10 protein-coding genes are annotated in these 13,531 nt (G+C 65.5%); 8 read left to right on the top strand and 2 right to left on the bottom strand.

From position 1 onward, the window contains the following. Positions 1–293: 293 nt before the first annotated feature. The 8 genes from FJV43_RS05315 (at position 294) to garD (ending at position 11,793) form a co-directional block, all read left to right on the top strand. Positions 294–1,376 carry a YbhN family protein gene (locus FJV43_RS05315; protein ID WP_131872844.1) on the top strand — a complete coding sequence of 361 codons (1,083 nt, stop codon included), beginning with the start codon at positions 294–296 and terminating at the stop codon, positions 1,374–1,376. Between the two features lie 84 nt (positions 1,377–1,460). Next, positions 1,461–3,413, top strand: a complete 1,953-nt coding sequence (locus FJV43_RS05320; RefSeq protein WP_239625156.1) for a hypothetical protein — start codon at positions 1,461–1,463, stop codon at positions 3,411–3,413. 337 nt (positions 3,414–3,750) lie between these two features. Next, a complete protein-coding gene (locus FJV43_RS05325) occupies positions 3,751–5,103 on the top strand; it encodes an MFS transporter (RefSeq protein WP_239625157.1) in 1,353 nt (450 codons plus the stop codon). Between the two features lie 121 nt (positions 5,104–5,224). Continuing rightward, positions 5,225–6,130: a LysR substrate-binding domain-containing protein gene (locus FJV43_RS05330; protein WP_239625159.1), complete on the top strand. Its 906-nt coding sequence runs from the start codon at positions 5,225–5,227 to the stop codon at positions 6,128–6,130. Positions 6,131–6,254: 124 nt separating this feature from the next. Then, entirely contained in the window at positions 6,255–7,199 is a 945-nt protein-coding gene (gene kdgD / locus FJV43_RS05335; RefSeq protein WP_239625160.1) for a 5-dehydro-4-deoxyglucarate dehydratase, read from the top strand. A 24-nt stretch (positions 7,200–7,223) separates the two neighbouring features. Then, the gene (gene gudD / locus FJV43_RS05340; protein WP_239625162.1) at positions 7,224–8,567 is read left to right on the top strand and encodes a glucarate dehydratase; all 1,344 of its coding nucleotides are present in this window, start codon (positions 7,224–7,226) and stop codon (positions 8,565–8,567) included. A gap of 77 nt (positions 8,568–8,644) precedes the next feature. Continuing rightward, complete coding sequence (locus FJV43_RS05345; protein WP_239625163.1) at positions 8,645–10,093, top strand: aldehyde dehydrogenase family protein; 1,449 nt, start codon at positions 8,645–8,647, stop codon at positions 10,091–10,093. Positions 10,094–10,251: 158 nt separating this feature from the next. Beyond that, complete coding sequence (gene garD, locus FJV43_RS05350) at positions 10,252–11,793, top strand: galactarate dehydratase (protein WP_239625165.1); 1,542 nt, start codon at positions 10,252–10,254, stop codon at positions 11,791–11,793. Between the two features lie 4 nt (positions 11,794–11,797). Here garD and FJV43_RS05355 read toward each other — a convergent pair whose 3' ends face one another. Both FJV43_RS05355 and FJV43_RS05360 read right to left on the bottom strand, forming a co-directional pair. Beyond that, the gene (locus FJV43_RS05355; RefSeq protein WP_239625167.1) at positions 11,798–12,244 is read right to left on the bottom strand and encodes a hypothetical protein; all 447 of its coding nucleotides are present in this window, start codon (positions 12,242–12,244) and stop codon (positions 11,798–11,800) included. 85 nt (positions 12,245–12,329) lie between these two features. Beyond that, positions 12,330–13,217, bottom strand: coding sequence for a MipA/OmpV family protein (locus tag FJV43_RS05360; RefSeq protein ID WP_239625168.1), 888 nt, complete (start codon positions 13,215–13,217; stop codon positions 12,330–12,332). Between the last annotated feature and the right edge of the window lie 314 nt (positions 13,218–13,531).

Here is a 13,531-nt window from a genome sequence, read left to right on the forward strand (position 1 = left end):
GCGCTGGAACAATGCGGACGGCGCCAGGATTTGAAATCGTGTCGGCGCACCAAATGCGCGAGCGGAGCCGGTTTCACGACTCATATGCTTAACGCGCATCCGATGTGAACCGCGTATGACAAAGTCGCCGGTCCAACGCAGAACCTATTGTTGTCAAGGGCTGCACAAGCCGCTGATTTTGCCTTAAATGAGCTTGATCAATGCCTAGCGATCGATGCCTGCCTTTGGCCAAGATCGCGCCCGACCGGCCAATGCCTGGCCCGGTCGGTCTTTGCCCCCCGTCGGGAGGATGAATGCACGGACTGCTGCCCGCGCTGAAACGCGGCTTCAAGAGATGGATCGGCTGGCGACGGCTCGGAATTGCCGCGAGCATCTTCATCATCGCCTTCGCGATCACCACGCTGGTGCGGACCCTCAAGGGCATCGATACCGGCGTCATCCTGACTGCGTTGACAGAGATTCCCCGCGGCAGTATCGGCCTGGCGGCGATCTGCGTCTTCTTCGCGTTCTGCACGCTGACCTTCTACGACTTTTTTGCATTGCGAACGATCGGCAAGAAGCACGTGCCCTATCGCATCGCGGCGCTCTCCAGCTTCACGTCCTATTCGATCGGCCACAACATCGGCGCGACGGTATTCACCGGCGGCGCGATCCGTTTCCGGATCTATTCGGATTACGGGCTGAACGCGATCGACGTCGCGAAAATCTGCTTCCTGTCGGGCCTGACCTTCTGGCTCGGTAACATCTTCGTGCTCTCGATCGGCCTGGCCATCCACCCGGATGCGGCGTCCTCGATGGATCAGCTTCCCCCATCGATCAACCGGCTGATCGCGCTCGGCGGCCTTGCCTCGATCGGGGCCTATCTCATCTGGCTGTGCATGGGCGAGAAGCGGCGCGAGCTCGGCCAGAAGGGCTGGAAAGTGGTGCTGCCCTCGGCCCCGCTGACGCTGGTGCAGATCCTGATCGGTGTGGTCGATCTCGGCTTCTGCGCCATGGCCATGTACCTGCTGATGCCGGCCAATCCGCCGATCGACTTCATGTCGCTCGCCGTGGTGTTCATCCTGGCGACCCTGATCGGCTTTGCCAGCCATGCGCCCGGCTCGATCGGCGTGTTCGATGCCGCCATGCTGGTGGCGCTGCCTCAATTCGGCCGCGAGGAGCTTCTGGCGACGCTGCTGGTGTTCCGCATCCTCTATTTCGTGATCCCGTTCGGCCTCGCCATCTCCATCATGGGAACGCGCGAGCTCTGGATGAACGTGGTCGAGCCCTGGCAGGAGCGGCGGCGGCTGGCGGAGGCCTGTGCGCAGGCCAATTTGCCCAAAGAGGTGACGCCGATGCAGCGCGAGCGGTTGCTGCGGCAGGCCAATAAGCGCTAAGGCAGCGGGTGCAGACAAAGGTTGCGGGCGGCGGAGCAATGCTCTCTTATTTCCGCCTCAACTTTGCCGTTGAAGACCCGGGCCATGATCCCTCTATCCCTTCGTACTCTCGCCGCAGGCGCTCTGCTGCTTGCCGGGCTTTTGACCGCCTTGCCGTCCGAGCGCGCCGCCGCGCAGGATGCGGGCGCCATGCAGATCGATTGGGAGGTGCGTAACCGCTTCCGGCTGTTTCGCGAGGAGCGCGACTTCCTGCTCCATGTCGAGAACGCGCGCAACCGCAGCATCCTCGCCGCCGAGCAATCGCTGGAGCTGCAGAGCGAGGGCCGCGGCTGGGCCCGCAACATGGTCAACCGGCTCTGCATCGACCTCCAGGGCCGGGTCAACCAGCCCTGTACCCGCGACAACGTCAAAGAGAACTACATCACCCCGATCGACCATCCTGTGACGGTGCGACTGACCGGCGCGGTGCCGGTCGGCGCCACCTGTGCCTGGTCGTTCGACGACGGCGACGGGCCGCAACAATCGACCTTCGACTGCGCCGAGCCGATCAATCTGCGCGTCCGCTACGGCAGGCAGACGATCGCGACCGTCGATGTCTCCGCCGGCTCCGATCCGACCCAGCGCCTCCAGACCGAGATCCGGGTCCGCGACATTTTCGTCGCCGGCCTCGGGGACAGCATCGCCTCCGGCGAGGGCAATCCGGACCGGCCGCTGGCACTCTCGGACGAAGGATTTTGCTTCCGCTCCTATCTCGGTACCGCAGGCGCACAGTACTACCGGCCGAGCCGCCACGGCTTCAAGGGCGGCCGCGCCTGCGAGGCGCCGGATACGCTCGCCAACTGGCAGCGCTACAGCGCGCTCTGGTTCAACGCGCCCTGCCACCGCTCGCTCTATAGTTACCAGGCCCGCACCGCGCTGGCGCTCGCGGTGCGCTACACCCACATCGCCGTGACCTTCCTGCCGCTCGCCTGCACCGGCGCCAGCATTGCCGACGGGCTGCTTGGCTCGCAGCGCGCCCGCGAATGCCCGCCCGGCAAGACCGGCGTCTGCAACACCAGCGTGAACGCGCAGGTCGCCGAGCTGCGCGAAGCGCTCACCGCGGCAAAGAAGCGCCAGCCCGATCGGACGCTCGATCTCGTGCTGCTTTCGGTCGGCGCCAACGACGTCTATTTCTCCGGCCTCGTCGCCGACGTCATCGTCGACACCGCGACCGAGCGGACGCTATTCCGCCGCTCCGGCGTGATGGCGAGCGTCGATGATTCCCGCGATGCGCTGACGCGGGAGCTGCCGCAAAGCTTCGTCAAGCTGCGCGAGGCGCTGAAGCCGCTCGTCGGCGGCGATCTCTCGCGCGTCGTCTATGTCTCCTACGCCAATCCTGCGCTCGCCGACGGCGGCGTTCCTTGCCGCGGCGGCCGCGCCGGCTTCGACATCCATCCGTCCTTCAACGCCGATCCGCAGCGCCTCGCCCGAGTCTCCACCTTCGTCGACACGGAATTCCTGCCGCAGCTGAAAGGGCTCGCCACCTGCACCCGCGGTGCGCTGTGCCGCGATCCCGAAGCCGACCGCATGACCTTCGTCGATGCGCACCAGGCCGCGTTCGGCGATCATGGCTTCTGCGCCCATTCGGGCAATGACCCCGAATTCGACCGGGCCTGCTTTGCCGAGAACGGCCAGAGCTTCAATCCCGATATCGTCAGCGCAGCGAGCCAGCCGATGCTGTGCGGCCGCGGCGCCTCGGAATATCGCGCCTACCTGCCCCGCGCGCGCTGGATCCGCGACGCCAATGACAGCTATTTCGCAGCGATGACCTATCCGCAGGGCCTGCCGGCCGCGAGCCAGCCCACCGACATTCACGACGCGACATGGGGCGTGCTCTCCGCCGTCTACGGCGGCGCCGTGCATCCGAGCGCCGAAGGCCACGCCGCGATGGCGGATGCCGCGCTGCCGGCCGCGAGCACCGTGCTGGGGCTCGATGCGGTGCCGCCGAACGTGACGCGCGGATTCTTGCCGCAGCTGCTGCCGAGCGTGCGGCAGTAGCAACGCTGCCGCCACACGCTCGGCGTCATCGCCCGCCTTGTGCGCACTTGCGCACTGGGGCGGGCGATCCAGTACTCCGTGACAGCCGTGATCAAATCGAGGAGCCGCGGCGTACTGGATTCCCCGCCTTCGCGGGGAATGACAGCAGTGTTGCGTGGTACAAGCTCGCACCTAAACATCGCTCTCACATTCTCACGCTCTTAGGTCGTTTCCCCAACCCGCCGTTCCATCGATCCAAAGACGGCATCGATCGATACTTCCTTGAACTTGGACACTTCGCCGCGCGCGCCTCTAGGACTCGCCTTGAGGAAATGTTCGAGTTCTAAGGAGGCGCATGATGAGCGCAGTGGTGTCCGCCGCGGACGTGAGGAGATCTCGCGTCAGGTTGTTCATCGTGACCATGTTGTTCCTGGTCACGACAGTGAACTATGCCGACCGCGCCACGCTGTCGATAGCAGGTCCCGCGCTCTCCAAGGAGCTGCATCTCGATCCCGTCGCCATGGGCTGGATCTTCTCTGCCTTCGGCTGGTCCTATGTCGTAGCGCAGGTGCCGGGCGGCTGGCTGCTCGACCGCTACGGCTCGCGCTTGGTCTATGCCTTCAGCATCATCATCTGGTCGCTGTTCACGCTGATGCAGGGCTGGGTGGGCTTCCTCGGCGCCGGCGCGGCCGTCGTCGTGCTGTTCGCGCTGCGCCTCCTCGTCGGCGTCGCGGAAGCACCGTCGTTTCCCGCCAATGCCCGCATCGTCGCGGCGTGGTTTCCCGGCAATGAGCGCGGCACCGCGTCGGCCTTCTTCAATTCGGGACAATATTTCGCGACCGTGATCTTCGCGCCGCTGATGGGCTGGATCGCGCACGCCTATGGCTGGCGCTTCGTGTTCTTCGTGATGGGGGCGCTCGGCATCGTCATGGGTCTCGTCTGGATCAAGACCATCTATGGCCCGAAGGAGCATCCTTCGATCAACGAGGCCGAGTTCGACTACATCAGGAACGGCGGTGCGCTGGTCGATCTCGATGCGCCCAGGGAGGATCTGAAGCAGGAGCACGCAGCGCAATCCGGCTCCGGGTGGGACCACATCCGCCAGTTGCTCTCCAACCGCATGATGCTCGGCGTCTATCTCGGCCAGTACTGCATCAACACGCTGACCTATTTCTTCCTGACCTGGTTCCCGGTCTACCTCGTCAAGGAACGCGGGCTGTCGATCCTGCAAGCCGGTTTCGTCGCGACGCTGCCTGCGCTGTGCGGCTTCATCGGCGGCGTGCTCGGCGGCATCATCTCCGATGCGATTCTGCGCGGGACCGGCTCGCTGACCATGGCGCGCAAGATCCCGATCGTCGGCGGCATGCTGCTGTCGATGTCGATCATCGCCTGCAACTATGTCGATGGACAGGCGCTCGTGGTCGGCTTCATGGCGCTCGCCTTCTTCGGCAAGGGCATCGGCGCGCTCGGCTGGGCCGTCGTCTCCGACACTTCGCCGAAGGAGGCCGGCGGCGTCTCCGGCGGCCTGTTCAACACGTTCGGCAATCTCTCCTCGATCACCACTCCGATCGTGATCGGCTACATCCTGGCCGCGACCGGCTCGTTCAACGGCGCGCTGGTGTTCGTCGGCCTCAACGCGCTGGTGGCGGCGTTCGCCTATCTCGTCATCGTCGGCAAGATCGAGCGGGTGGTGCTCAAAGGTTCCTCCTGAGGGCTCTCACGGGAGCTTGACCAGGCAACTTGCGGCGGCTCACCAGCCGCCGTCTTTGTATTGGGGGTTATCGATGCTAGAAGTGCCGGGGAAACGCCTTATCCATCTAAGGCATGTATCGATGTTCGACCTCAACCAGCTCCGCTGCTTCGTCACGGTGGCGGAGGAACTGCATTTCGGCCGCGCCGCCGCGCGGCTGAACATGACCCAGCCGCCGTTGTCCCGGCAGATCCAGGTGCTCGAGCACATCATCGATGCGCCGCTACTCGAACGCACCAGCCGCTCGGTGCGCCTGACCCCTGCCGGGCGCAGCTTCCTGCCGGAGGCGCGGCGCATCCTCAAGCTTGCGGAAAGCGCCTCGCAGGTCGCCCGCCGCATCGCGCTCGGCAAGATCGGCTCGCTGAAAATCGGATTTACGGCGGCCGCCGCCTACGGCTTCCTGCCCGAGCTCGTCGCCGCCTGCCGCGCCAAGCTGCCCGAGGTCGATTTCTCGCTGAAGGAGATGGTGTCCGGCGACCAGTTCGAGGCGCTGACCTCCGGCCAGATCGATGCCGGCCTGCTGAGGCCGCCGATCGCGCGTCCCGAGCTTGCCAGCCGCCGCGTCGTCGCCGAGCCTCTGCTCGCGGCGATCCCGAGGAAGCATCCGCTGGCGAACGCCGACACCATCGCCATCAAGGACTTCGACGACCAGCCCTTCGTGATGTACTCGCCCTATGAGAGCCGCTACTTCCACGACCTCCTGGTCGCGCTGTTCACCCGCGCCGACGTGCTGCCGCGCTACGTCCAGCATCTCAGCCAGATCCACTCGATCCTCGCGATGGTGCGCGCCGGCCTCGGCCTTGCCATCGTGCCGGCCGCAGCCGCGAACCTGAAGATCTCCGACGTGCGGCTGCGGCCGCTGAAGCTGCGCAACCGCGTGCCCGTCGAGCTGTTCATGGTCTGGCGGCGCGAGGACGAGAATCCGCTGTTGTCGGCGCTGATCAAAACCGCCGGCGAACTGTCCTCCGCGGAGCTGCCAGAGGATTGATGCTCAATCCGCATCGGTCGATATAGGCTTTGGCTTGGACGCGCATCGAACGGTCTCCTAAACCACGGCGCATGGACGCGCAGGCTTTGCGTCCTCCGCAACACGCACGAAGGGAGCAGCGCCCGTGAGCAAGATGACCCCGCAGGACATGGCCCGAAAGATCGGATCCGGCCTCCTGTCCTTCCCCGTCACGCCGTTCAGGGCTGACTACTCCTTCGACGAGGCGACCTACCGCGCCAACATGGACTGGCTGTGCGGCTACGACGTTGCCGGCCTGTTCGCCGCCGGCGGCACCGGCGAGTTCTTCTCGCTGACCCCGGCAGAGGTTCCGCAGATCGTCAGGGTCGCCGTCGAGGAGACCAAGGGCCGCGTGCCCGTGCTTGCCGGCACCGGCTACGGCACCGCAATCGCGCGCGAGATCGCCATCGGTGCCGAGAAGGCGGGTGCCGACGGCCTGCTGCTGCTGCCGCCCTATCTCACCCATTCCGAGCAGGACGGCCTCGCCGCCCATGTCGAGGCCGTCTGTGCCTCCGTGAAAATCGGCGTCATCGTCTACAACCGCGACAACGCCATCCTCCAGCCCGACACGCTCGCGCGCCTCGCCGAGCGCTGCCCGAACCTGGTCGGTTACAAGGACGGCATCGGCGACATCGAGCTGATGACCCGCGTCTACACCAAGCTCGGCGATCGCCTCACCTATATCGGCGGCCTGCCGACTGCGGAGACCTTCGCGCTGCCGTATCTCGACATGGGCGTGACGACCTATTCCTCGGCCGTGTTCAACTTCGTGCCGGAGTTCGCCACCAGCTTCTACGCCGCGGTGCGCAAGCGCGACCATGAGACCATCCATGCCGGCCTGAAGAACTTCATCCTGCCGCTGATCGCGATCCGCAACCGCAAGAAGGGCTATGCGGTCTCGATCATCAAGGCGGGCATGAAGGTGATCGGCCGCGACTCCGGCCCGGTCCGGCCGCCGCTGACCGATCTCACCGAGCAGGAGATGGCGGAGCTGACGGCGCTGGTGAAGAATCTGCCCGCCATCCGATCGACACAACAGGCGGCAGAATAATCAGACAACGGGGAGGAGCGCGCGATGGCCCGGATTGAGATCTCTGGCGCACCTGTTGTCACGGCGATGCAGGTGATCCCGGTCGCTGGCCGCGACAGCATGCTCCTCAACCTCAGCGGCGCGCATGCGCCGTTCTTCACCCGCAACATCGTCATCCTCACCGACAATTCCGGTCACACCGGCGTCGGCGAGGTGCCGGGCGGGCAGAGGATCTGGCAGACGCTGCAGGATGCCCGCGATCTCGTCATCGGCAAGACCGTCGGCGCGATGAACAACATCCTGGCCGACGTCCGCACCGCCTTCGCCGACCGCGACGCCGGTGGCCGCGGCAAGCAGACCTTCGACCTGCGCGTGATGATCCACGCGGTCACGGCGATCGAATCCGCACTGCTTGATTTGCTGGGCCAGCATCTCGGCCTGCCCGTCGCAGCCCTGCTCGGCGAGGGCCAGCAGCGCAAGAGCGTCGAGACGCTCGGCTATCTCTTCTTCGTCGGCGATCGGCGCAAGTCGAAGCTCGACTATGTCGCGGGCGAGAGCGGCAAGGCGGAATGGTTCAACCTCCGCCATCAGGAAGCGATGACGCCCGAGACCGTGGTGCGGCTCGCGGAGGCGACCCACGACCATTACGGCTTCGCCGACTTCAAGCTCAAGGGCGGCGTGCTCCGCGGCGAGCAGGAGATCGAGGCCGTCACCGCGATCGCGAAGCGCTTCCCGAACGCGCGCGTCACGCTGGACCCGAACGGCGCCTGGTCGCTGGACGAGGCGATCAGGCTCTGCAAGGGCATGCACGGCATCCTCGCCTATGCCGAGGATCCCTGCGGCGCCGAGGCCGGCTTCTCCGGCCGCGAGATCATGGCCGAGTTCCGCCGCGCAACGGGGCTGCCGACGGCGACCAACATGATCGCCACCGATTGGCGGCAGCTCTCCCACGCGCTGCGTTTGGGCTCCGTGGACATTCCCCTCGCCGATCCCCATTTCTGGACCATGCAAGGCTCCGTGCGCGTGGCCCAGACCTGCCGTGACAACGGCCTGACCTGGGGCTCGCACTCCAACAACCACTTTGACATCTCGCTCGCCATGTTCACCCATGTCGGCGCCGCCGCTCCCGGCAAGGTCACCGCGATCGATACCCACTGGATCTGGCAGGACGGCCAGGCGCTGACGAAGGAGCCGCTCCAGATCAGGGGCGGCAAGATCGCAGTGCCCGATCGCCCCGGCCTCGGCATCGAGATCGACCGCGCCGCCATCGAGGCCGCGCATCAGCTCTACAAGAAGCATGGACTCGGCGCCCGGGATGACGCTATGGCCATGCAGGACCTGATCCCCGGCTGGACCTTCGACGACAAGCGTCCGTGCCTCGTGCGATAAGAAACGTCAGTCATGATCCCGGGAAAGTGGACACCGGTTTTCCGATAGGATCATGTCCCTTGAACAAGGAGGAAAAGATGACAGCGATCCTGAAGAACTTCATCGGCGGCGAATGGGTCGACGGCTCGGGCGTCACCAGGAACATCAACCCCTCCAACACCAACGACGTCGTCGGCGAATATGCCAAGGCCGACAAGGCGCAGACCGAGAAGGCGATCGCCGCCGCCAAGGCCGCCTTCCCCGCCTGGGCGCGCTCGACGCCGCAGGAGCGCTATGACGCACTGAACAAGATCTCCGCCGAGATCCTCGCCCGCAAGGAAGAGCTCGGCCGCCTGCTCGCCCGCGAGGAAGGCAAGACGCTCCCTGAGGGCATCGGCGAGGTCGCGCGCGCCGGCCAGATCTTCGCGTTCTTCGCCGGCGAAGCGCTGCGCCTGATCGGCGAGAAGGGCGCCTCGGTGCGTCCCGGCCTCGATGTCGAGCTCACGCGCGAGCCGGTCGGCATCGTCGGCATGATCACGCCCTGGAATTTCCCGATCGCGATTCCCGCCTGGAAGATCGCGCCCGCGCTCTGCTACGGCAACACCGTGGTGTTCAAGCCGGCCGAGCTGGTGCCGGGCTCGGCGCATGCGCTGTCCGAGATCATCACCCGCTCCGGGATTCCGGCCGGCGTATTCAACCTCGTGGTCGGCTCCGGCTCCGTGGTCGGCCAGACGCTGCTCGAGCATCCCGATGTCGCCGCGATCTCCTTCACCGGCTCGGTGCAGACCGGCCGCAAGATCGCGCAGGCCTGCGTGCTGTCGAACCCCATGAAGAAATTCCAGCTCGAGATGGGCGGCAAGAATCCGCTGGTCGTGCTCGACGACGCCGACCTCAAGACCGCCGTCGAGGTCGCCGTCAACGGCTCCTATTTCTCGACCGGCCAGCGCTGCACCGCCTCCTCCCGTCTCATCGTCACCGAAGGCATCCACGACCGCTTCGTCGCTGCGATGGCCGAGCGGCTGAAGGGCCTGTCGGTGGACGACGCGCTCAAGGCCGGCGTGCATATCGGCCCCGTGGTCGACCAGAGCCAGCTCGACCAGGACCTGCGCTACATCAAGATCGGCCAGGACGAGGGCGCCAAGCTCGCCTTCGGCGGCGAGCTGCTCAAGCGCGAGAACCCCGGTCACTATCTCCAGCCGGCGCTGTTCACCGAAGCCAGCAACAACATGCGCATCGCGCGTGAGGAGATTTTCGGCCCCGTCGCCGCCGTCATCCGCGCCAAGAACTACGAGGAGGCGCTCTCGATCTCCAACGATACCGAGTTCGGCCTCGCCTCCGGCATCTGCACCACCAGCCTGAAATACGCTTCGCACTACAAGCGCAACAGCGAGTCCGGCATGGTCATGGTCAACCTGCCGACCGCCGGCGTGGACTATCACGTGCCGTTCGGCGGCCGGAAGGGCTCGAGCTACGGCGCCCGCGAGCAGGGCTCCTATGCCCGCGAGTTCTACACGACGGTGAAAACGGCCTATACCTTCCCGGGCTAACCGCGGGGAATATCTCGTAGGGTGGGCAAAGCGACTTGTCCGCCGTAGCTCGAAGAGCGAAGGCGGAAGCGTGCCCACCGCTTACGTTTCGGTGTGAAGCATGGTGGGCACGGCGCGTTGCGCCTTTGCCCACCGTACGGCTTCGGAGACAAGCGCAAATGGACCAGGACGTCGCAGCGAAAGAGCAGCCCCGCTACATCAAGCTCAACGACCGCGACAATGTCGCGATCGTGGTCAATGATTTCGGGCTTCCCGCCGGCTCCCGCTTCGCCAGCGGACTGACGCTGCGCGCCTTCGTGCCGCAAGGGCACAAGACGGCGCTGGTCGACATCGCGCAAGACCAGCCGATCATCCGCTATGGCGAGATCATCGGCTACGCGCTGTCGCCGATCCTCGCCGGCGAATGGGTGGACGAGGCCCGCATCCGCATGCCGGATGCCCCTGCCCTCGACAGACTGGAAATCTCGACCGCCGTCCCCGCGCCGCTGCCGCCGCTCGAAGGTTTCACCTTCGAGGGTTATCGCAATCCGGACGGCTCGGTCGGCACCAAGAACATCCTCGGCATCTCCTCCTCCGTGCAATGCGTCAAGGGCACGATGGAATATGCGGTCAAGCGCATCCGCGCCGAGCTGTTGCCGAAATATCCGAACGTCGACGACGTCGTGCCGCTGACCCATGCCTATGGCTGCGGCGTCGCCATCAATGCGCCCGACGCGGTGGTGCCAATCCGCACCCTGCAGAACCTCGCGCTCAATCCGAATTTCGGCGGCGAGATTCTGGTCATCAGCCTCGGATGCGAAAAGCTGGCGCCCGAGCGGCTGGTGCCGGAAGGCATCAGCGATGCCATCGTGCGCATGCAGGACGAAGCCTTCGACGGCTTCGGCGCCATCGTCGATGCGATCATGACCCAGGCCGAGGCCCGGCTGAAGGTGCTCAACACCCGCAAGCGCGAGACCTGCCCGGCCTCCGATCTCGTCATCGGCCTGCAATGCGGCGGCAGCGATGCCTTCTCCGGCGTCACTGCGAACCCCGCCGTCGGCTTCGCCGCCGACCTCCTGGTGCGCGCCGGCGCCACCGTGATGTTCTCGGAAGTCACCGAGGTGCGTGACGCCATCCAGCTGCTCACCCGGCGCGCGATCAACGAGGATGTCGGCCGCGCGCTGGTGCGCGAGATGGCCTGGTATGATTCCTATCTTGCCCGCGGCGGCGCCGATCGCAGCGCCAACACCACGCCAGGCAACAAGAAGGGCGGTCTCGCCAACATCGTCGAGAAGTCATTGGGCTCGATCGTGAAGTCCGGATCGAGCGCGATCACCGGCGTGCTCTCGCCCGGCGAGAAGGCAACGCAGAAGGGCATGCTGTTCGCGGCAACGCCCGCATCCGACTTCATCTGCGGTACGCTGCAGCTCGCCTCCGGCATGACGCTGCAGGTGTTCACCACCGGCCGCGGCACGCCCTATGGCCTTGCCGCCGCGCCCGTGATCAAGGTCGCCACCCGCAGCGAGCTGGCGCGCCGCTGGAAGGACCTGATCGATTTCGACGCCGGCAGCATTGCCACCGGTGAGAAGACCATCGAGGAATGCGGCTGGGACCTGTTCCGCCTGATCCTCGACGTCGCCAGCGGCCGCACCAAGCCGTGGTCGGACCGCTGGGGCATCCACAACGATCTCACCCTGTTCAATCCGGCGCCGGTGACCTGAGGGGTCACGGACTGTCGATCAGGTGCATGTCGCCCAGCGTCAGCGGCAGGCTGCGGATGATGAGGTCCGCTATCGCCGCGCGAAGCCGTTCGCTCGAAGCCGAGCCCTCGAACGACTCGTCGACCGATCCGCTCGGGCCGGCGATCCTCACCGTCCCGGTGTTGTCGAGCGGCGCGGCCGCGCGCTTCTCGATCACGTCGAACGTTTTGCCGTCGATGATGCGAACTTCGTACAGCGCGTGGATCAGGCCGTAGTCCGCGAGCAGCGTCCGGTATTCGGCGAGCCCGACGCCCTCGACGTTGCGGCCGTTTCCAAGCTTCGATCTCGCCCGGGTGATGACGATGTACGCATCCAGTCCCTGCGGCGTGACATCGCTGCGAACAAGTTCCTTGAATGGATCGCTGCGCAGCAGATTGACGGGCGCAACCGATCGCCTTGAGCTTCGTCGCACGCGTCTCGAACGCCGCAGCGGCGCCAAGGGCGATACACGCGGCCGCGAGGCCAACCCATAGAAAAGCAATGCGGCGCATGATGACCTATCGGATTCTGAAATCGAACGAATAAGACGCGCCGAGGCCGACTGTCGTCTGGTTCGACGATCCCCGCAGCTTCACCAGCGGACTGTCCGCGACGTCGCCGAGCAGCTTCTCGTATTCGACATAGGCGTGGACCTCCCACTGCGGATTGATGCGATAGGAGATCTGGCTGCCGAAGCCGACAGAATGCGCGCCGCCTCTGGCATCGTAGACCGGCAACCCCGATGCCAGGGCCTGCACGGCGTCGACGCCGAAATACGGTGCGGTCGCGTTGGTGCTCTTCCAGGTGAAGCGGGGGCCGGCCGAGATCGTCAGCCGTTGGATGAGCGGGACGATGACGTCGGCCGAGACGTCGGCCACTGTGCCGGTATGGCCGCCAAAACCCTGACGCAACTCGCTGCGCAGGCGCAGCCAGTCGACCGGATAATATTCGACGAAACCGCCGAGCTCGTAGGCGGCGTCGACATTGCCGAGGCCGGTCAGCTCGGAATATTTGTCGCTCTTGCGCGAGGAGACGTATTTGAACGCAGGCCCGGCGCGAAAATTGCCGACGTCGAGTAGCGCAATGCTGGCGCTGTCGCGCGGACCGCGAAACTGGTCGATCGATCCGGCGCGGCGGATCGTGAAGATCGGGATCGGAAGAAACTTGCTGTTTTTCGATCCGACGAAGTCAGGCGTGTATTCGCCGCCGATGCCAACCATGACGGTCCAGTTTCCGGACGGTGAAGGCAGCATCGGCAGTTCGAACGGTGGTGCTGGCAGCGTGAACGCGCTCTGCCCCGATACAGATTGCGCACTCGTCAAGATCGCACCGAGCGCAGCGAGACAGGCAGTCGTCCGCCGCGCGGTCGCCGTGAGGCGGAGAGCGGCTTCTTCGAAAAACATCATTGCGGGGCCCCCGGACCGGCCTTGCGGGCCTGGTCGACTCGTGTGGTTCAGAGCCACAGCATGTGGTCCGGCAAAATTGCCCCAAGATTGCAAGGCGAGAGCCGTCGTCCGAGACGTCGCGCGCCAGGCGCCGCCGGATCAACATTGCCCGAACATTGCCGCGCCGCAGCCGCGCCCTCAAATCTTGACGGGCGGTGCCCGCGAACTCTCCCGTTCCTGCCTTTTATTCGCCAAGCTCGCTGCCCTAATGGAACCCTAGCGCACGAGCCGAAACGCCAGGCGTCGGCCAGGGAGCGTCACGGTCAGGTCTTGTT

Source organism: Bradyrhizobium sp. I71 (assembly GCF_022354745.1).
Taxonomy (GTDB): domain Bacteria; phylum Pseudomonadota; class Alphaproteobacteria; order Rhizobiales; family Xanthobacteraceae; genus Bradyrhizobium; species Bradyrhizobium liaoningense.